Raw genomic sequence first — 22604 nt, 5'->3', positions numbered from 1 at the left:
AACAACAGTCAGGGAAATCTGTTTTAACTTACTTACTCTCAAGCACTTTTCCAGTTCCAATTGCAATTTTTCGTGGCTTTAACGCTTCTGGGATCTCTCGTTCGAGATTAATCACCAATAAGCCATGCTCTAATTCAGCACCAATCACTTTAACGTGATCACCTAATTGAAACTTGCGCTCAAAGCTGCGCTCTGCAATGCCCTGATGAATAAACTTTCGCTGCGACTGGGCGCTTTTTTCAGCTTTGATGCCTGATACTTTTAATGTATTGTTTTCAGACTCAATACTGAGCTCTTGCTCACTAAAACCAGCGACTGCCATGGTAATTTGGTACTTATCTTGATCCAACAGCTCGATATTATAAGGCGGAAAGCTAGGTTGTTTATCTGTTCTTGCGGCTGCATCCATTAAAGATGCTAGGTGATCAAAACCAATAAATGAACGATATAGTGGAGATAGGTCTACTGTGCGCATAATGATATCCTCAATTTAAGCGATATTAGCTACAGACTCTTCTTCTAGAACCAGTCATAAGCTATTTTAATTATTTTAAAATCAATTTGTTATTTATAATGAAGACCCATTACGGCGTCTTCACTTTTATATCTATGGCCACTAAATTTGTTTTCAAGTAAAAAATAACAAATTTTTTAGCTGACCAATCAATCTTTTTTAAAAAACTCTTTTAAAACATTAAAGTAGATCTTTTCAATCACATGCAGATCGGCAATAGAGACATGCTCATTGACCTGATGAATAGTATGATTACGAACACCACATTCAATCACTTGGGTGTGAGGTGAAGCAAAGAAGCGTCCATCTGATGTTCCACCAGAAGTACTCAACGACGGATATTGCCCAATTGCTTGATAGATAGCTTTCTCAGTCAAAGATAAAAAACAGTTCTGTTTTTTTGCACCCGTGTAATAAGGCTCACAAGGCCTTTCCCAAACACACTGCAAGTTAGATTGCCACTTTTCTAAAACCGACCCAATTAGCTCGCATACATCATCACTACGATAAGCGTGGCTATAACGCACATTAAAGGTGATTTCACATTCACTCGGCACTAAATTATCTACAATATTAGGTACCGTGATCCCTGTCACTTGTAAATGTGTTTTAGAGCCTGGTTCATCTTTCCACCATACTAACTGCGTCAGCGCAGAGACGATTTCTCCAGCTATATGTGCAGCGTTAATAGTATTATCGGGATAAGCAACGTGACCTGCTTTACCATTGACTTGCAAACGTCCAGAAAGTGCGCCACGTCGGCCATTTTTAATCGTATCACCAACATTTTTATCTGACGTAGGCTCGCCAACTAAACAGGCATCCAGCTTAATGTCTTGTTCATCCAAAAAGCCTGCAATTCGCTTTGAGCCGAACTCTGCTTCACCTTCCTCATCAGAGGTAAGCAGCCAGTAGAATGTGCCCTTTGCCTCCATATCAAGAGCACATAACTGCTCGGTTGCGCTGAGCATTGCTGCAATATCGCCTTTCATGTCTGCAGCACCACGGCCAATAATACAGCCATCGATAATATCGCCGCTAAAAGGCGATGCCAACCACCCTTTACTTGTCGCTGGAACCACATCGACATGGCCAGCAAAAGCAAAATGAGGTCCGTGTGTAAAGCAGCGCCTTGCTACTAAATTTCTAACCCCTTGAGTTTCTTCTAATAGTAAAATCTCAAAGCCTAGTTCATGCAATCGAGTCGCAAGCCAGCTCAATGTACCAGCGTCTTCAGGAGTAATTGAAGGTGCTTGAATAAGTTTTTGTAGCTTCTCTACAGTGGTTAAAGGAAAGTCTGCGATACTCGCTAAGTGTTGCGCCATAATTATAAGCTCTGTACTTAAACATGATTGTTAATTACAGCGATTAGATATTGCGATTTCATGGCGGCTATGCGTCATGTTTATGACAGCTATCACCTACATACGAAAAAGCGACCTTTTTAAGTATTAAAACTTAATCTAAATCAAACTTTCAAAAATTTCTGAAACATCCAATGATAAATATTGATCTAGAACAGCTTTTTAATTCTGGTTGCTCTTATTATGAACCCAACAAAAAGATATACCTCGTATAGGTTCAGGAGATGACAATGAAAACACTTAGCACAGCCTTAATTTCTGCTTTACTCGTAGCTGCACCTTTTGCACAAGCACAGTTTAGCGTCAACGTTGGTGCAATTAACGTAAACCCGAGTAACACAGCGTCTCATATTGATCAAAATAAAGCACTGGGATTAGTTGCAGACTCTGATACTCAGTTAGGCCTAACGTTTGACTACCAATATTCAGAAAACATTACTTTTGAACTTATCGCTGCAACGCCATTCTCACATACCGTTAATGGCGCGGGTGGCCTACAAGGCGCGGAGATCGCTAAAGTTAAACACTTACCACCAACATTACTAGCGCAATACCACTTTTTTGGTGCTGATGCCGCGTTTCGCCCATTTGTTGGTGCAGGTTTAAATTACACGGTATTTTTTGACGAAGAAGCGACTCAGGCCCTGCGCACAACGCTTGGCACTAATGATGTAAAAGTAGATTTAGACAGCTCGTTTGGCGTTGCGTTGCAAGTTGGTTTTAACTACGACTTGAGCGACAAGTGGGGTCTTCACGGTATGATTTCAAAAATGGATATCAACACCGATGCTACTGTATATGCAAACGGTGCGAAGGCACTTACATCTGATGTTGAACTAGACCCTATTGTGGCAATGTTCGGTGTTAAATATAAGTTCTAATTTTTTAATACAGTTACTTTACTCAGCCTTAAAGGCCGCTCTAACCGAGCGGCCTTTTTTATAAATTACTATTCTTTTTTTCTTCCAACATGGCTTTCCAATGCTGTATCTCAGCAGGTAACGTCGGGTTAGGCCCATCAAACCCTGCCACCTCAAGCATCTCTTCTACGCTTACTATACCGCCCTTTTTTCGAAATACGCCTCGTACATAAGCGATTGCATGCAAACCTCGAGCTGAATGAAATTTTTGCTCGATATAAAAATACTTGTGATCCCACCCAACCAAGCGAGTAGACACAGTAAATGATTCAAAAGGCTTTATATCGCGGATATAGGTGATCGCTGTAGCATTAACAATTGGAAACCAACGTCTTTTCATGACGGCTTTAAACAACCCAATACGTTCTGTCATCCATGTCCTAGCCAAATCCATAAAAGCCAAGTATCGCGAATTAGTTAAGTGTAAATTAACATCACAGTCACTTGGCAATACTTTAAAATCGCATGTCACAGATTCTAAAAGTGATTGATATTGCTTATTCTTTTTGATTTTCCAAAACAGCAATAGTAGTCGAAAGTACAAATTCATTTTAATTGGTCCAACCAGTTTGCAATTAGTTTTGAGTCTAACAATAGAACATCAAATGAACAACAAATACTTGCCATCTAATACGCACTCAACTAGGCTTCAAATTAAAGTCTAACGAATTGATAGCAATGAAAAACACATATAACTTAATGCCTTTTTTAGGTTGTTTTTGTCTCCTGTTTGCAAACGCTAGTTTTGCAGATTTTGACTTGCCTGGAGAAGGCACTTTACGCTACCCAACTGGCGTAGAAAAAGAGTTCAAATTCGGTTTTGGCTGGCAAGCAAGTACGCAAAAGTTTCGTATCGGAGACAAAAGCTACGAGATGTCTGAGCTGCCAGAATCATATTCAATCGCCATCACGCTAAGCAAAGACGAGAGCAAAATTTGGGTGCAAGAATTTAATAAAGGGTTTATTGAAGGATTTGAGTGGCAATTAGGCAAATACAAAATCTGGCTCAGAAAGCAAGACTTTAACGACAATGTAATAGGTGGTTACTTGCTGACATTTAATAAAGTTGATTACTTTTTGGCGCGACCAAATATAAGCATTGAAGTATCATTTACTGAAGATGGTATCGACAATATAAAACTCGACGGTGTAACAAAAGATATGGGCATCAAAAACTGATACCCATATCTTGCAGTATTTACACGTTATACCTTTACCGTTTTACGGTTGATACCATACTCTCTTAACTTATTGGCCACTGCGGTATGGCTCAGCCCTAAACGTTTGGCAAGTTGCCTAGAGCTTGGGTAAGCGGGATATAGCTTTCTCAAAAGCGTCGCCTCAAAGCGCTTCACCGCTTGCTCTAAAGACCCTTCAAAATCCGACTCTAAATAGCCCAGATCATGGGTAAAAGTAGGGAGTTGCATATGCTCTGTACGCAACTCTTGGTCGTCTAGTAAAGAAACGGCTCTATAAATTGAGTTTTCTAACTGACGAACATTTCCCGGCCATGGGTATTGCTCTAAAAACTCCAAGCATTCCAGTGATAACTTAGGTGCGGGCTGTCCATTTTGTTGCGCGTACTTTTGAATGAAGTGCTCAGCCAACGGACCAATATCTGCTTTTCTATCTCTTAAGGGAGCGATTTCAAGGGTTAATACATTTATGCGATAGTATAAATCTTCTCTAAAGCTGCCTTCTTGAACCATTGCAGGTAAATCTTTTTGGGTCGCTGCAACAATACGCACATTAACTTTTACTTCGTTCTCATCACCGACTTTACGGAATGTGCCATCTTGTAAAAATCGAAGCAGCTTAGTTTGCAGTTGTTTAGACATTTCACCGACTTCGTCTAAAAAGACAGTACCGCCATCTGCTTGCTCCAACACACCTCGTTTTGGTGCTGAATTTTCCTCATAGCCCGCATAGCCGAATAACTCAGATTCAGCAACATCGTCCGGTAAAGAAGCACAAGACAAAGCAATAAAAGGTTTTAAAGAACGATTGGATGCATAATGACATGCTCTAGCCAATAGCTCTTTGCCGGTTCCTGTTTCACCGGTGATCAAAATAGGCGCTTCTAGCTGTGCCATTTTGCGAGCTTCTCTTACCACACGTCGCATCGCGGTGCTTTGATTATGGATTGTCGCAAAACTTTCTTGACCATAACGACGAAATGCACTGACCTGTTGCCCTAGTCGACTTTGCGATTTAATATTGATTACAGCTCCAGCAAGCACATCTTGTTCATTTCCTTGTGGCACAGAAATTGGCAGAATATCAGCGATGTAGTCTTCACCAGCCACTTCAACGCGAGTTGTTTGGCCTAAAACTTCTTTCCCCTCTAACCAACGAGTAAAATTAAAACCCTTTAGTAAATTATTAATATTCGCACCAATAATTTCTGACTCTGGTTGATTCAAATCTTTACTCGCAGCATCATTGCAGTGGCGAACCCATCCTTTAGCATCGATCGATATCACGCCATCAGGCAAGGCACTCAATAGAGTATAAAGTTCGTTATGTTCTCTTTCTGAGGGCAAAAATGCCGTTGTCCTTACGTCTTCAACACCATCGATTAACCTAATTTCGGGCATTATTTTTTGAAATTGTTCAAATTCAATAGGCGGAAAGCTGACATACATTCGACAATTGACCGAGTCAACTTCAATGCCTTTTAAATCAACTTGGTAACTAACCAGTATATTCAGTATTTCTTGGGCAATACCAATTCGGTCTGCACAATGAATTTCAAGACGCATTTGTTCCTCAAAAGGGGGTAGCACAACTTAGTGGGATCATACTCTAAGAATAGCCACTGGACTAGAATAATGTAAACTATTTTGCACAAATCAGCCGATTTAATCAGTAAAAAAGCTGTTCATTTAAAGATTATTAATAAATAAGACTGAGTTTTAACCAGGCTAACCTGCCTGACTTCATGAGCAGCTCCAGAACAAATCACCGCCTATCACTCATTGCTACCACATAGGTGTTAGCACTTGCTTACAAGTTAATACTTAATCTGATTGCACTCACAAATAATGATTTAAATTTCCTTTTAGCACTATGATTTTTTTGACTTTTTATTCTACACTTAGAGTAAAGTTAGAATAAATTACAATCAAAATAGACTCTCTACTTTGACGATGGAATTACCTTTATCACAATAACAGTAAAAATGAGGTAGTGTGTGTCAGCCATTCAGCAACTTAAAACCATTCAGAAAAGCACAGCCTTTTGGCTGCTGGTTTTCTTAGCGTCTATGGCTCTCGCGTTACAATACTTTGGTATGCTCCAGCCTCTTAATGCAATAACTTACACTGCATTTAATCAACAAAATAATAATCAGCAAAGTAATATTGTACTGATTGAGAGCGAACAGCTAAGCATTGAGCACCAAAAGCTAATTAAGCGTATCGCTCAATTACAGCCCAAAGCGATTGTCACTTTTGCTCACGATGCCTCCATTGAGGCTACCACAAATGATGGCTTTTACTATGTTGGATATAACGAACAAGCTTGCCAAAGCCCCATTTCTAATTGGCTAGGGCTGAGTATTGTATTCACACCAACAAACATACAGTGTCATGATTGGCTAGATGCGCTATTCAAACTCCAAATTACTGATGAGCAACTTATTAATTTCAGCCTGCCAGCTGCTAGCTTACCGAAATTTAAAAGTAGTAGAGTGCTTTCTGGTGATTTATTTTCTAACCAAATCAAAGATAAAATCGTGCTGATAAGTCAACAAGCTAGTAACTATGTAGATGATATTAATGCACCAAATTTAAACGATGTATCTAATCCCGTTTACCTTTATGCTTATCTCGCACACAGCCTTGATAAACAATTGATGGTTAACCAGCTTTCAAACTATCTCAGTATTATGCTTCAACTAACCACACTCATAATACTGGTGTTTATCAATCAAAAATACAGCCTAAGCTTTAATCTCAAGCTCGCTTTGTTTCTCAGTGGTCTATGGCTATTAATTGGTTTTTTAGCAGTACAGTACTTTCGACTATTAATGCCCATAGCTCAGTTAATGATCCATACATGGCTCGCATTTATCTGGGTTTTCTTTCATAGCAAGTGGGTAGAGGATAAGCATTTAGCTCGGCTCGTCGATGAGGTCAAGCAACGTATGTTTGGCCGCTATTTACCCAAATCGATTATCGAAAGTTCATCACCATGGGATGCGATTCTAGAGCTTGTAAACCAACAACTTAGCCTAGATAAAAGTATATTCCTTGCTCGTGTGGAGGGCGATCACCGGCTACAAGAGATCCATGCAATTAATTGCCAATTAGATGATATCAAAGAACTGCGACGTGACTACGAACGAGCACCATATAGTGATGCAATAAAAGAGCTGGGCGTCATTAAAGTATCTAGGCCCTTTTTTAAAACGCTGGCAGCCAATGAACAACAATACATAACACCTTTAATGTACGCCGGTGATATACGCGGGTTTTGGGCTCTAACAATTATTCAAGACTCAGAATTTAACGAAATCGCATTTAAGCGCAATGTTACGCGTTTTGCTAGCCAAATTGGGGAGTTGCTGTATCACTTTAGAATGTATACCGCACAACAAAATGCCAGCAAACAAACTTTTGCCCGTGCTTTAACTTTTAACTTAGCCGAACCGTTAAGTAAGCAAATATCTTCATCAATGGCGGCAATGGAACAAAAACTATCGACTCTTGAACATATTGTTAATAGACAAAGTACCGCTAGTGTCGTATTTAACCTGTTTGGTCAAATCATGCAGCTTAATCAATCCTTTGAGAAACTATCTCAGCAACAAAATTTGCTGATTTTTGATATGAATTCACTTGAACTATTAAGAGCTGTCAGCCAGCTCTCTGTCACTGAGGCGAGAGGAAAGTTACGCTATCTGACCCTTAATAAAAGTGAGTTCAAAATGATTGTTGTCCTATCTGAACACCACTACGTTTTGCGCGTATCAAGTATCGATAAAACATCCGAAAACAGTGCATCTGACACCCCTTTTTCAATATCAGGTATTTTGTTTGAATTTATCGATATAACAGGGCTGCTGAGCGACCTACAAATACCTCAGTTGCTATTTGAACAACTCTCTAATAAGCATACCGACACAGATTTACTTGACGATAAATGGGATGCGCATTAATGGACTGGGTCCTTCCTCTTTTTCCAAATGGCAGCGGGTTAGGCCAATCCGTTATTACTACCGTTTGGGTTGGTATCGCCATTGTTTGTTTTTTTAACCTACGTTTTGGTTTTCCATTAACAGGCTTAGTTGTGCCCGGCTACTTAGTGCCGCTACTCATTGTCAGCCCAACTTCAGCAGCTGTCATTTTAATTGAAGCCATCGTAGTTTATTGGCTCATGCGCTTTTGTGCACAAACACTGCTAGAGAGGTTTGGCTATGCTGAAATGTTTGGTAGAGATCGCTTCTTCGCTATCATTTTACTGAGTATTTTTATACGGGTTATAATGGACAGCCTGTTTTGGCCTATGATTGCGAATGAGTTGAAGTTGTGGGATATCAGCTTCGACTATGCCTCTGACTTGCATAGCCTTGGACTGGTTATTATCGCATTAGCTGCCAATGTGATGTGGAACCATGGCTTTAAATACGGCGTAAAAACCACGGTGATACAACTACTTTGTACATACATTGTAGTGCGCTTTGTCCTTATGCCATTTACCAATTTTAGTATTGCTAACCTGGCTATTATGTACGAAGCAGTTGCATCTTCAATTGTTGCTGCGCCTAAAGCGTATATTATTCTGGTATTAACAGCATTTATCGCATCAAGGGCTAATTTGCGTTATGGGTGGGAGTTTAATGGCATTTTGCTACCCGCGTTACTTGCCCTGCAATTACTCCAACCGAGTAAATTACTTACTTCATTTATTGAAACAGCGGTGATACTGATTGCCGGTGGCGCATTATTACGCTTTACAAAGCTTAAGAACGCCAATTTAGAAGGCGCAAGACTGCTGTTCTTTTTCTTCAACATTGGCTTTATTTATAAGCTATCGCTGAATTACCTCCTCATAAATTATTACCCAACCGTTAAAGTGACCGACACCTTTGCCTTTGGTTATATGCTATCTACATTATTAGCGCTAAAAATTTATCAAAAAAGTGCGCTAGGTTTAATTATACGGGCAACTTTTCAAACCTCTATTTTAGGCGGAGCACTAGCAATCTTAATTGGCTTTCTTATTATGTTTGTACCCGGTTTATTCAATAAGCAAACGCAAAATTTCCCGGCCATTTCACCAGATCATTTATCAATACCCGCGTTGGTCAGTGATTATAAAGGCGCTCTTTATACAGCGAGTCAAACACAATTTACCATTGGCCAATATCAACAAAATTTAAATATAAACCGCTTTAAATCTGCAGTTACTAAACTTGTTGAGAATCCTAAAGAGCAGTTTAAAATTGCGCAAAATATATTTAATGAGCTGGGTTTTGAATTACAACAAGATACACGGTACTTATACATCCATGACCGCTCACAAGACACTCTTAGGGGGTTGTTTATCATCACTAAACAACCGCACGCACAGCACATTGTTACAGTACCCTATCCTACCAATGAGCGATTAGCGAGCGACAGCGCAACGCTACTTTTTGAACATTTAAACAGTTACGCTTTAGCAATGGGGACCGCTAAAAACTCATTGCAAAGTGGCATTAATATTCCACAGAGCCCCTATTATCAAGCTTTTATAGAAGCACTGCCATTAACGGAAGTACTGCAAATCAGAGAACTAAACAAACGCAGTAGAAAAACGTTGCCGACAGGGTACGATAGAAATGACTGTCAAGCCTGGGCATATAATCAACTTCCTCACTCTCTTAATCAAAGTGAACTCAGCACGTTATTAGCCTGTAACAAGTTTGCTTTTGGTTTGAGTGACAAGGCAAATTTACCCCACCCGAACTATACATTTAGTATGTTAGAGATTTACGTCAATAATTATAGCTATACTCAATTACTTGCAAAAGTTTCTCTAACACAAAACTCAGAGCAGCAATTTCCTATCGAACATCGTAAGCTTACGCTAAATAAGGCCATTGATGAATTTGCACCTCACATTAGTGCTAAAGGGAGTGAGCACTTTTCTGCCTTATCTCATAAAGAAGCGGCGCTTTGGGAGTTTGAGATACTCAGACCGCTTTATCGGCTTACTGATGAACTAAAAAATCGCAGTTTAGACCAAGACATATTCAATCGCTTAGCAAATATTAATAAAATAGCCCATTTTCATGGCTATAAAATCACCCACTTTAGTGATGGGTTATATGACTTTTTAATGCTTTCACCCAGAGCAGGCACACAATATTACCAACAAGGTCAAGGTTTATATATCATTCGAATAGGAAATGCGCAGTTACTAAATATTCAAGTACCCAGACCTCTTTTTGAAAGCTTAACACTAAAATTTGCGGGATCGTTGTACAAGTCTACCAATGCCAAAATATTGCTTGTAGCTGGTGCTCACCCACTTGCGTCTACTGAAGCAAATGTAATGAAGCCCACTAACACGACCTCGTTATTTAATGTTGTGCATCAAAGCTTGCTTAGATATTACTACGCAAAACCGGTGCTAAATTTACAAATACGCAGCCATGGAGCGCCGTCAGCAATTCGGCCAACTGCACTTTCATTTGCCAACACCACTCCGAGTGACGACCACGAGGAGTTGCTAATGAGTCTGCATCGGGGGCTTTCTCAATTAGGGGTAAGTTATGAAAGAGTGGCCGGTCAGTCAAAAACACGGGGGCTGGAGCTTGGCTCTTCTGCACAAACTGGTTATGAGGTTTTTTCAACGCGCAGTGAGCTTGCAGCACTTTGGTTAGCTTCCGATTATAAGCAAGTGTTTGCGGTATCCAACTCAGCACTTCAGCAGCGCTTTGTTGCGATATCCACAAATACCTCTGTGCAACAACTGCAGCTCGATGAGCTTAGGCTTAGACAGTGGCACGCACTAACATCAGCACAGCTCACTGCAATCAATCAATTGACAGAGCAATACACAACAACTCAGCACTTGCCGGCTCTCAGTCAAATCTGTGAGGTTCTATCTCAATGCACACTCAACACAGGTGTCATTACTGAGCTCAATGAGCTAGTACTGCTGATAAAGCAAAATAATCATTTAGTAGCCTTGTTTATGCCAACCAGAAATATACTTTTGAATAAGCAAAACTACACGGAAATCCTAAAAGGAGAATACCGTGTACTGGATTAAAAGGTTATTGCAAGCGTTTATATTATTTACGCTAACAGTGTGGATTGTGTTACAACTGATTGAGTTCATTCGCTGGCTCGATAGCGCAAAACCTTTAGTGGAAAAGCAAAGTTCAGAAACCCGCTCCAAGGTTCATTGGTTATCACCCGAACGCCCGCTCATTTATACTTTTAATACAGCACAAACTGCGTCTATAAGAGTATTATCGAATGCTATTTTTAAAAACGCGGAGTATTTACAAACTGCTAATTACGCAATTGAATACACTTTGTTTGACGAAAATCAACAAGTCATCTCACGTTCAACTTATCACCACACCGCTAAATTGGCTCGTGATGAACACCAACAACAAGTAAAACAAATTATCGAAGAGCGCCAAAGCTTAGCCGTATCGACGGGTCAATCTTTTTATCTTAATCACAGCCAGTTCAAAAATGCATCATCGGTTGCTTTTAAACTAATTGAAGAGGATAGCGCACTTCAAGGAGTTGTAGTGCGCATACATGGGAAGCAAAAAAATAATCCGCAAGATATTGATACTGTTTGGCTTAAGTACCCTCTTGCATGGCGTGCTCGCATAAGCAACTACCATACACTGGGTCCCAACGCACTCAGTGAACAAGAAATAACAAACGCCGTACAATTTGATTGGAAAAAACTTGCGCCACAAGGAGTGCCAAACGTTGATTTTCAAATGGATACACTCTACGAAACCTTGCCTTACAATATTCGAAGTTATGATTTTTCTGGCTCACAGCTAAATTTAGACGCATTTTTTACCAATGCGCATTTATCAGCCTCTATTGAAGTTGAATATCAACAAGATATGTTTGTCTCAACAATGAGCCCTGACGCCCTTTCTTTCACTTGGTACGATAGCAATCAATTGCATCCTCCTAAAGCTTTGCAATTAATTAAAACTGATCAAGCTAATCTTTATAAATTACCTCAAGTGGCTCGTGGACTAGTCACTATAAATTCGTCAACAGCGGTTATATCGCAGTGGTTTGATGAAACGATGCAGCCGGTTGACCCTTTGCACAGTCAGTATTATCAAGTGTCTGAGAGTGATGCTTTACACTATCGTGTGAATCAAGGCAGTGATATTAAACTAGACGTTAGACCATCTACTGCAACACAAATAAATATTGATGTTTTTGATAAACATGACGCATTAATTGAGAAAGTAAACGCTCCTTTAACCTATCAAAGTTCCCAATATGATCGCATTCTTAACGAAGATACTGAGCGTTCAGTTATTGCCTCTAGTGAGCTACTTTTTATTCGTAATTTACCCGACGATACGGCGTATATAAAAGTGACGGGTAATGGTGCCATGAATGTAAAGCTACAAGCACGGCTTGCAACTTATCAATACCAAACGACATTATGTGACGATGTATGCGAACCACACAATGGGTTTATGCATATTCCTGCATGGTATCCACAACAGGCCAACAATGATTATGAGTTTGCTGCACACGGTAAGGTTACGAAAGTACGGCTTTTCAAAGCCCCTCCTCTCAATGAAATTAAAGAAACGTATTACACAAGTAAAGACTTAATAGATACTTTGCCTATCTCAAATACTGCGCTGGTAAAAGCGCCAAAACGCTACTACCTTCCAACACCGCCATTACAAACGTTTCATTACAGGGCACTGATTGGCAATTCAGATACTGACACACTGCTGACTCTAGATTCAGCTCGCAAAGACCAGCACAGCCTTATAATAAAAAATCCTACTCAACCATTTGTACAGGAATTGGATTTAAGCAAAAAATTACAAGTGCATAGCGAGGTGCAAAACAAAGACAAGCAAATATTTATCAATAGTGGCGCCTCCAGACCTTGGGCAAAGCAGCGCGTATTCAAGTTAAATGGTAATACACCACTAAAATTAAGCTTCGATAAACAACCTCTGAGTGTAACGATAAAAGTATATTCTCAGGTAGGCGAGCACCAACCGATCGAATTATTTAGTCAGCTATCAGCAAAGTTTGAAAACCGACTGAATCAACAGTACAGCATACAAACTAAGCGAATTCAGATACATCCAAGTACTATTGCAGAAGCTTTTATGCTCCACCCAACCATTGGAGAGCTAAACACTTATCCCAGTATGACACTCCTGATTGGTTCAGATATTAGCCAACTTAATAGCTTGATATTACAATCAAATAAAGATATCTGGCTCAGTATTGTTGAAGAGCACCTAGAGCAGCCAAAAAAAGTGAATTGGTGGTTAAATGAAGAAAGTTAATATAATCTGCGCGTTCGCCTTATTGCTGTTTGGGCAATGCTATGCTCAAGCCCATCTTCCGTCCGTAACGACGCTAAAAGCGTGGTTTGATAATCCAAAACCGTTGCCCCCCTGGGCATATCAACACGAACAAGATATGCACCAATTAATCGCCACAAGCGCTCAACTTGGCGGCTCTAACTTGTGGTTTCGACCTAAGGGGCAACACTGCATAGTGTCTATCCCTCATCAATTTTTTGACATGCATACCTTATCAATAGGTGAAAAGGTCTTTACTCATCTGTGCCAAATCATGGTAAGCAACTCGCACCATAGACACGACGATGATATAGATGAACAACCGATGGACTTGTCAAAACGCTCAAGTAGTTTGCACAATAATGCAATATTGGCTTATCAATCACTCTTTAACGATGCCAATATTTTCCAGCTCCACGGTTTCAGTCAAAGTAAACGCAACACAGTCATTGCACAACAGGCTGACTTTATTATTAGCCAAGGTGCTACAAGTACCTTAAAAGTACAACAATTAGCGACATGCCTTCGTAAGCTAGCACCACATAGTTATGACTACCCAAGAGAGGTTATTGAACTTGGAGGAACGCAAAATGTATTACATCAGCTCCCGATCAGCACAGGGACATTTTTCCATATAGAGATAAGTTACCCAATGAGGAAAAAACTCATCACACATAGTCAAACCATGGACCGATTTACAGAATGCTTACGCTACGTTTTATAATCATTGCTTCGTTTTTGTGCGCACTTACAGCACAAGCTCTGCCACATACGGTGAATACAACGCCACACTGGATAGAGCAACAAGAAGACTATCGCTTACAGCATCACGACTCGGCGCACGTCACGCTTGATGCAGCGCAGCAAAAAAGATTATTTTTGCCCGCGGGGAGTGGTTTAACATTCTCTAAAATAGATGAGAAGATGATCCAGGTTTGGCAAGCACAAACACTCAATAATGAAGTGGCGTTGCAACTAAACACCCTACCCTGCAAGCAAGATACTTGTCAGATCAGGGCTCTTGATTTTAACCGAATTATCACGTTTTCAAATCAGAGCGAAAAGCAACATAAGTTGACAATTTGGCAGAATCGACATCAGTATCATCCCGACCCTTACAATGAGTTTGTACCCTTACCACTAGAAAAGACGCTTTTATATCAAGCACATCAATATGATACATATTACTCAATCGCCGCAGGCCAGCAGATATCCATACCAATAAAAGACGCTGCCAAACTAAAAATTTCTGTTAAAAATCGCTTAGATAATGCAGTCACAAACATCAATAACAAAATATATGTATTTAATGATGTTAAACCTGTGAGTATTCTGCCTTTGAGTCACATTCAAGCGCATGAGTACGAGCATCAGAACGTCAGTATCACCCACCAAGATTACATAGCAGTAAGCGCAAATTCACGGCTGATACTAAAAAGCTTTGGTGATGCGCTCGTTAAAGTTGAGCGCTCAGAGCGCGCTTTTCTTGATCATGACAGTGCACGAAAACAGCAGGAGTCTTTTCTTAATCCATATTGGATAAACCACTTAGACCCATATTTGAAGGATATTTACACTCAACAGGGAAGTCAGTTAGCAACGCAGTTGGCAAAGTACGATACCTCACCACTTGCTCAAAAGCGCCACCAGCAGCTGTTTGATATGGTGACAAAACCGCGCTTTTTAGTCCCGCAGGTCAACTCAAGTGATATTTTATCACAACGCAGCACGCACTCGGCGTTACTGGGAGTACGCGAAGCTAACGACCACCTTTATACAATGCAAGGCCCTGTTAATTTACAAACGCACAGATTGAAGCATCAACTGCACTTTAGTTTGAGCGATATTGTTACAAGCAAGAACTCGCTGACTCTTTATATTAAAGCTGCAAAAGAAGGTGTCTTAACCGGTATAATTGGCGAGCAAACTCTGACCATTAAGTATCGTGCGAGTGAGCAGTTTAGTCGCATTGAAATAAACAATATAACGCTAAGTGATTCGCTAACCTTAACCTTGGAAAAAACAAGCGAGGCGATAGAGGTTGCAGTTCAAGTACCGGAGCTTGCACCGCTAATAAGCAATGAGTTGCTATATATGCAACCGGGCTCACTGACAGATAAGTCACAGGTGCTTGCTCAGCAATTACTTACGCTTCAACAACAGACAGCCCGCAGTTACATGCATGCATTGCCAACACTTAATTTAGAAAGCAGTCAAACAAGCAACCCGCCACATGCACAACAATTGCAAATACTCACTCAAGCACAACATAGCCTGTATAAAGACCCCCTTGAAGCTCTTCGCTTAATCAAAGGCATTATCAACAGTACACATATTGATATCCTATTAAAAGCTTGGGCGCTTCGTATCAAAGCGCTTGATAAACTAGAGCAACAGCCCCTAGCCCAGCGCTACCTTGAAGGACTTTTAAAGCAAAGTAATGCACCACTGCAAGAATTCGCTGCTAATGCGTTATTACTGCGATATCAGCAGGCGTACTCTGATCACAAAACCCAAGGGCTCTGTGCTAACTTTTCAACGCTGTTGGTTGCTTGTCACAAACTCATACCGCGTATTTACCATGCGCAAAAAAAACAATTGTTAGCATTATGGCATGACCATGATAACGATAACTCTAGTTTGCGCGAGCAGGATTTTCCCCACTCACTCAACTACCAATATCTAAGCACTAAGGTTGCACCTCGCACCTCTAATGTAATATCTATCAGTCATTTTGGTTATACCCAGTTACGCTCAGACACGGCTCAATATCAAGCCATAAAGTTAGACCCTTCAAAGCCGTTAACGCTCGCAACAAAGCTAGATACCGTGGTCCAAATAAAAGCACGTGTCAAAGCCAGCGATAAATCGCAACGCCAAACTCACTGGCTTACGGCTCAAACTTCTGATGCGCAATATTTACTTCCCATTTTTGCTGATATTGCCTCACAAACTGTGAATGAACAAAACCAGCGATTATCTATCACAGCCAGCGGCCATGTTGAATTAAAGGCCAATCAAACATTGCGTATTAGCAGTGATATTACAAGCTATCTTGATATTACATTTGAAGAAGAGGGACTAACAGAGGCACAAACTAGCAAAAATAGTCTCAGCCGTTTTGCACCGCAGCTTACATTTTCAACCTTGCTTAACGACCCTAAAATCGATGTAAAAACCTTGCTAAACAATGCGTTATATAGATTAGAAAACAAGGCATTAAACAAGGCTCAGTTCAATATCCTATTTGCCAAACTTAAAACAACGTTACGCAATCACACCGACATGACCATATTTAAGCGTATAGAGCAATTTGGCCATTGGCAAATAATAGATAACTATGAAGACTACTTAGGCACACAACTAATTGCACTGCAAAATAGCCAACAACTAAGCCAGGCTGAGCAAATCGCTCGGCACTCATCTAAGCGTGCAGATATTCCCGGTATTTTATTACGTCCTTATCAGTCGATGTCGTTAGATATTAGTCAGTTTACCCCGTTTAAAAATAAACTGCGTATCTCCTTTTCTCCCTCTGAGTTAGGGTCTGAGCAAAAGGCAAAAGTCACGCTTGAGTTTGGTCAAGCCATGCAAACATACACAATCGAAGCTAATCGCTATATCGAGCATATAATTACCGACGATAACATTCAAAATCAAACTGTTTCAATTCGTTGGCAACAACCATTTGTATCGCAACTAGTGAGTGTTGAACTGCTAGAGGGCCCCCCTCAGTGGCAAAATGTACAACTAGAATCAAAGGTTAGATTTTACTTAGCCTCTAAACAGCAACCACTGCGCCTAAAGCTCAAGCAGGATACACTTATTAAGACCGAGTACTTTGTGAATAACCAACGCAAGCAAACTGAACATTTTTACCCAGCAGGGGTTCATACGCTGTTTCATCCAGATTCGAATTTAGTACGCGCATTCGCATGGACATTAAACCCTCAAAACAGCAAATTGCCGGTGTATACCAATGAGCAACCCAAAGAACACGAAAAGGTATTGACGTCTTTAGTAACCAAACCCAGTCAGCATACAGAAACAATAAACACAACGACGCCAGGTGCAACACACATCGAAGCATATATAGATCACTCTAAACGCGGGCGAAGTGATTTTGAAGCGCGGTTACAGGCGCAGCAAACAACCGAAGTGGGTGCGCTATTTCGCTTTAAATCTCATGATGGTTGGTACAAATTTGGCGTTGCCAAAGCATTGAGTGATATTTACTATGATACCTATCACGCTTTTGGACGCTATGATTGGCTATCGCCAAACAGCGACTGGTATGCAAACGGGCAACTACACGCTTATTGGCAACCAAGCTCAACAGTTCTTGACGATAAGCTCTCGAGTCGCTTATCAATATCCATAGGTCAACGTTGGAAGAGAAACACACAACATACTCACCAATGGTGGTGGCAGCCCCATTATTTTTACAGCCAAGCAAATAATGAGACGCTAGTATTCGACAAACTCAATCCAGATATTCTAAGTCAATATAAAGTCGATCATAAACATGGATGGCGTGCTGGATACCAATACTGGTATCAAAACTATGTCGATCAAAGCTTTAGCGCAAAAGCACAAATAAGCAGCAACCAACGCTGGCAAGAGCTTGATAATGCGAGGTTAACATTAAGTGCTCGCCAGTTTTACCAAGGCCATATATTGGAGCTTCAACTGGTTGGTCGTTATGCTTTTGAAGATGAGCATCGAGAAAAAGCACAGTTTCAACCATTATCACGCCTTGATTGGTATAAGCGATTTGCTATCAATCATCACTACGCAGCTAAACTATCGGTAAGCTTCGAGAAAAACTGGGAAAATAACGAACACACACTAGCGCTGCAAATTGGAATAGGAAACCTCTCAATCACAGGGTTTGATGTATTTAGCTACGCGGAGCAGCCTTTCAAAACTTTGTCGACACTACAATTAAATGAACAGGTAGAAAATGAATAAACAGCAACTAAAACGACAATTAGAAGAGCTGCTGTTTGCCAATACAGAGCGCTTTTGGATCAACCTCTATCACCATAAGTATCAGCAACTTATTGATGAGCTATGTGACTGGCCCTTGTTTATGAACAAACCTGAACATGAGTCGTTAGAGTCTTGGTTGCTGCTGCACTCAATCACGTTCATACGCCATAAGATAGAAACGCAACAAGCTGAAATTGCAGCGAAGCGCGATGAATACCAACTTTTCGTAACTCGGCTATCAAAAAGTGAAGTGGAGTACGAGAAGCAACAACATATTTTAAGTTATTCACGAAAACTTGGCGCAACCACCAAGCAGCTCAAAGCAGATAAAGCAGCCTTTACTCGCTGGTTTGATGAGGGCGGCATGCGTGACCGATACCTAAGCCGTGTTGCAGAAATAGAACAAGGCATTAAGTTCTTGGTAGCTAAATTAGGCACACTCAGCTCTCGTTACTTGGCTCTTAATAAGACCCAGATAGAGGGAATATGGCAAGCGCTCGATTTACAGCCGTTTTTTCTTAAACTGCTAGAGCAAAATCAAACCCCATTTATTCGCCATAGTATTATTCGAGCACTGGTAAACCAAGTAGCGTTGCTTCAAGAGTACAATGCTGACTCTCAACTCAGTTCAGAACTCATTGCGCGATTAGTTGAATTTCTTGATGACGAGCAAACTCCATACACTGCGATCATCGATATCCTCGAAATACTGATACATCAGCGTCCTACCTTTGTACGCGGCCATATGTGGGCGGCACTGTTCATTGACGATCAACAAGTTAACAACGACCAATTATTTATACTCGCAGCTCTACCGCGCGTATTGATACAACAGGCAACACTCACCGACAAAGACTTTGTGCTGTTAGAGCAACTTTCTCAACATGAATACCCTAGAGTAAGACAAGCACTGTTAGAGCAAACACCGTATATGCCCGAGTCATTTGCAAAAACAATTATTTTTTCGCGGTTCTACGCAGAAGATATAGATGCTGTGCGTTATACACTAATGAAATTATTTACCAGTGAACGGTACGCCGAAGATATGTTTGCCTTCGAATGTTGGCAAAAAACCGTGCTCGGCAAGTATAGCTTACCTATAAAGCGCATCACTTTAGAAATAAGTGCTCGCGTAATGCTTAATATGCAGCTTAACCACCGTGCTCAAGAGCAAGTGTTTGCACTGTTTATCGACACCCTCAATCAAGCTTTGATGCAAGCACACCCTATCGCTATCAAACGCTATATCACCAGGACAAGAGAGCAGTTAGTCAGTTTTTACAACCAAGAATTAATTGCCAATATCAACGACCAACTTACCAACTCTCATGTCATAAAACTAGATTGCGAAAGCATCGAGCCGCATGTTCTTGGCCGTACTTTGAGTTTTTTAGCACAGAGGCGGGTGGGCTTTAACGGTAAAATATCGAAAGGAAAATGGCATATTAAGGAAGGCTATAGAGTTGCCAGGAGATTATGGCGAGTTATTCATGAATTACGTCATAGTAGCACAGATAAACGCCCCGGATTTAGTCACACAACCGCCAGAAAACCAAGTGCCCAACTACATATAGCCAGTTGTAGTATCGCAGAGATCAGCGAGACGAATGTACCAGGAGAACCGCTTTATCATCTAAGTGAGCACAGTGCTCGTGTGCACTTACCTTTGTTGGATTATATACTTTCAATATTGAGCCAAGATAATGTCTCTTCCCCTGTTTTTAGCTACACACCTGATGGAATTTTAGAAATAGCAAAGCCGAGCTCATTATTACGCAGAATTTACGCTTATAGCTATATTACTTTGCACTTTCAACAGCTTGATAATTTGCGAAAAGGCGGTGAATTTGAACAACAAAAATACTTAGAAGAGCTCAAAAAGTTGGGGTTCACCATTCAATTTAAAGCATACGGAGATGTGCTTAATTGCACATTCCCAGTTGAAGACAGTATAAAAAACCTGTTTGCAAACCTCAGTATCGCCCCTAGCGTTATTGCTATTTGGTCTAGCTTTAAAGAATATTCCTATTCCGTTTATCAAAACACCCTCTCTCAACTGATATTCTTCGTAGTCACTTTTAGTGCTTACTTTTGGGGCAGGCATTTATATGTTAGCCGAAAGATAATTCGTAACAGAGAAGCTATCGCAGTTAGTATCGGTGGCTGGGGCACTCGCGGAAAGTCCGGTACCGAACGATTGAAAGCCGCGCTTTTTAGTGCATTAGCACTGCGCTGCATTACCAAGACTACGGGTTGTGAGGCTATGATGATCTACTGCAAAATCACCGGAGAGCAGTATGAGGTGCCTATATTTAGACCATTCAATAAAGCGACAATCTGGGAACAAAGTGATATTTTAGAGTTTGCAAAGTCAGTAAAAGCAGACGTTTTTTTATGGGAGTGCATGGGGCTGACTCCTCGCTACGTAAGGATCTTGAGGCGCTGGATGAAAGACAACTTCGTTACTATCACCAATGCTTATCCTGATCATGAAGATATACTCGGGCCAAGCGGCGTTGATGTAGCAAAAGAAATGTCAATTTTTGTTGGTGAAAACTCACAGGTATTTACCAGTGAACAAACCATGGCACCATTTCTTGAAAGCGCAGCCAAAGAGCAGAACTCAACTCTTATTCAAGTGCATTGGGGAGATGGCTTTCAAATTACACCTGAAATTAAAGCCCTCTATCCTTATGATGAACACCCAGATAACATCGCCCTTGTGTGCAAAATGGCCCAATATATTGGGATTAATAAAGACTTTGTTTTTAAAGCGACCGCTGAGCGTATCGTGCCAGACATTGGCGTACTTTTGCATTTCCCTATCGCTCACGTCGATAAGTTACAGCAATCTTTTGTAAACAGTATGTCTGCTAATGAGCGCCTTGCTACGATAGAGAATTGGCAACGTTTAGAACTATTTAAACTCGGTGAACAAGACCATGTACAAACTATCGCACTGATCAACAACCGCGAAGACCGAGTTGCTCGATCTAAAGTATTTGCCAACATCATGGCCGAAGATTTATGTTTTGACTATATCGTGGTAGTAGGCACCAATGTCAGTGGGTTTGCAAGTTACCTAAAAACTGCTGTGATTGAGAAACTAGAGAAAACGATAGAAAACAATGATAAAGAGTCGCTCGCACATTTTATCTATCAGCTCAAATTACAAGACGACAAATTACAGCTCGCTAGGTCGTTAAACGTGTCTTTAGCGGAAAGTCCATTGACTATCGAGCAATTAGATAACTGCGAGTGTTTAGAAGCTGCGCTAAAAAACAATGATGCTCTGTGTGAGAGACAACAGCAGCTCTTTTTAAAGCGCTACCAAAACTGGCGCATGGCTAATACACTTTTAGGCTTTGATGACTTAGCAAAACATGCAAAAGAAATCATGCACAGTTGCCTTACATTATTAGATGAAAAACTTATCGTAGTAGACAATGCCCATATTAGCGCCGATGAACTCACTCAATTAATTTCACAGCTTGGCTGTCAAAACCAACACCAGTTAATTGTTGGGATGCAAAATATTAAAGGTGTTGGATTAAATTATGTGCAGAGCTGGCAGCAGTGGCAAAAAACACAAAAGCTATGCGAACGATTAACATCTTCCAAATCAACAAGCGGAGAGTTTAAGCAGGCATTAAACATCTTAGCCCATCAGAGCAACTTTAATGCCTTAGAAATCGACTTGGTAGAAAAAACAGTTCGCAGTTTGATGAAAGCCCCTCAAGCTCAGAGTGAGTTAAGTCAGGCTGAATTGCAAATACTGATCAATAAGGTTGAGAATCAAGATGCAAATTCACAAAAGGGCAGTGAAACACACAATACAAAAAATCCAATAAAGCGCTTTGTCTATCAGGTAATGGAATCGTTCTTAGAGGCTGGAGCTGCCGTAAAACGGAAAAAACTTGCCCAGCAAGTTTACCAAGATATTGCCTCACAACACATCACCATTGAGCGCGCAACAGACGTACTTTCTAAATTAAGTCAAAGCCAAAAGACGGGGTGGTTACTCGCAAAAGATAAAAAAAGCTAGCCTATAAATGCACGTTGTATAAGTAATTTGCCTTTTTTGGCAAGGTAAAAACACCGTGTGCTGGCTAAACTAAGCATAGGTAAACAACAGCACTTGCATACTTTATAAAATATACGCAAAGCACTTTTTTTTAACATTCAAACCAAGCGTTAAAGGCTAACCACTTCCCCAAACGTTTTCATATGGGTATACTGACGCGCTATGAATGCATAGTTAGTCGCTA

Annotated in this window: 12 protein-coding genes; 8 read left to right on the top strand and 4 right to left on the bottom strand. The window is 40.6% G+C overall.

From position 1 onward, the window contains the following. Window positions 1–28 precede the first annotated feature (28 nt). Together GDK41_RS04375 and dapE are read right to left on the bottom strand one after the other, a co-directional pair. Window positions 29–475 (bottom strand): Hsp20 family protein, encoded by a 447-nt coding sequence (locus GDK41_RS04375; RefSeq protein ID WP_152085267.1) that lies wholly within the window; start codon window positions 473–475, stop codon window positions 29–31. A 188-nt stretch (window positions 476–663) separates the two neighbouring features. Beyond that, on the bottom strand, window positions 664–1839 hold the full coding sequence (dapE, locus tag GDK41_RS04370) for a succinyl-diaminopimelate desuccinylase (RefSeq protein WP_152085266.1): 1176 nt from the start codon (window positions 1837–1839) through the stop codon (window positions 664–666). Between the two features lie 269 nt (window positions 1840–2108). On the opposite strand from dapE, the gene GDK41_RS04365 reads away from it, so the two are divergent. Further along, window positions 2109–2759 (top strand): OmpW/AlkL family protein, encoded by a 651-nt coding sequence (locus GDK41_RS04365; protein ID WP_152085265.1) that lies wholly within the window; start codon window positions 2109–2111, stop codon window positions 2757–2759. Window positions 2760–2817: 58 nt separating this feature from the next. Here GDK41_RS04365 and GDK41_RS04360 read toward each other — a convergent pair whose 3' ends face one another. Next, window positions 2818–3348, bottom strand: a complete 531-nt coding sequence (locus GDK41_RS04360; RefSeq protein ID WP_152085264.1) for a thioesterase family protein — start codon at window positions 3346–3348, stop codon at window positions 2818–2820. A gap of 149 nt (window positions 3349–3497) precedes the next feature. Here GDK41_RS04360 and GDK41_RS04355 point away from each other — a divergent pair, with 149 nt between their 5' ends. Continuing rightward, complete coding sequence (locus GDK41_RS04355) at window positions 3498–3977, top strand: hypothetical protein (protein ID WP_442960205.1); 480 nt, start codon at window positions 3498–3500, stop codon at window positions 3975–3977. 26 nt (window positions 3978–4003) lie between these two features. Here the strand turns inward: GDK41_RS04355 and tyrR are convergent, their stop codons facing one another. After that, window positions 4004–5560: a transcriptional regulator TyrR gene (tyrR, locus tag GDK41_RS04350; RefSeq protein ID WP_152085262.1), complete on the bottom strand. Its 1557-nt coding sequence runs from the start codon at window positions 5558–5560 to the stop codon at window positions 4004–4006. A 431-nt stretch (window positions 5561–5991) separates the two neighbouring features. Here tyrR and GDK41_RS04345 point away from each other — a divergent pair, with 431 nt between their 5' ends. The 6 genes from GDK41_RS04345 to GDK41_RS04320 are packed head-to-tail and all read left to right on the top strand — an operon-like array spanning window position 5992 to window position 22381. Next, on the top strand, window positions 5992–7959 hold the full coding sequence (locus GDK41_RS04345; RefSeq protein WP_152085261.1) for a hypothetical protein: 1968 nt from the start codon (window positions 5992–5994) through the stop codon (window positions 7957–7959). After that, complete coding sequence (locus GDK41_RS04340; protein WP_152085260.1) at window positions 7959–11063, top strand: poly-gamma-glutamate biosynthesis protein PgsC/CapC; 3105 nt, start codon at window positions 7959–7961, stop codon at window positions 11061–11063. The genes GDK41_RS04345 and GDK41_RS04340 overlap by 1 nt, the downstream gene beginning before the upstream one ends. Further along, window positions 11050–13326 (top strand): hypothetical protein, encoded by a 2277-nt coding sequence (locus GDK41_RS04335; RefSeq protein WP_152085259.1) that lies wholly within the window; start codon window positions 11050–11052, stop codon window positions 13324–13326. The genes GDK41_RS04340 and GDK41_RS04335 overlap by 14 nt, the downstream gene beginning before the upstream one ends. After that, window positions 13313–14068, top strand: coding sequence for a hypothetical protein (locus GDK41_RS04330; protein ID WP_152085258.1), 756 nt, complete (start codon window positions 13313–13315; stop codon window positions 14066–14068). Before GDK41_RS04335 ends, GDK41_RS04330 begins: the two co-directional genes overlap by 14 nt. Then, entirely contained in the window at window positions 14047–18315 is a 4269-nt protein-coding gene (locus tag GDK41_RS04325) for a hypothetical protein (protein WP_152085257.1), read from the top strand. Before GDK41_RS04330 ends, GDK41_RS04325 begins: the two co-directional genes overlap by 22 nt. Continuing rightward, window positions 18308–22381, top strand: a complete 4074-nt coding sequence (locus GDK41_RS04320; protein ID WP_152085256.1) for a poly-gamma-glutamate synthase PgsB — start codon at window positions 18308–18310, stop codon at window positions 22379–22381. Before GDK41_RS04325 ends, GDK41_RS04320 begins: the two co-directional genes overlap by 8 nt. Window positions 22382–22604: the final 223 nt, after the last annotated feature.

Source organism: Pseudoalteromonas sp. A25, from assembly GCF_009176705.1.
In the GTDB taxonomy this organism is placed as follows: Bacteria; Pseudomonadota; Gammaproteobacteria; order Enterobacterales; family Alteromonadaceae; genus Pseudoalteromonas.
The sequence above is the reverse complement of the archived record's forward strand: the minus strand, read 5'-3'. Positions and strand labels throughout refer to the sequence as shown.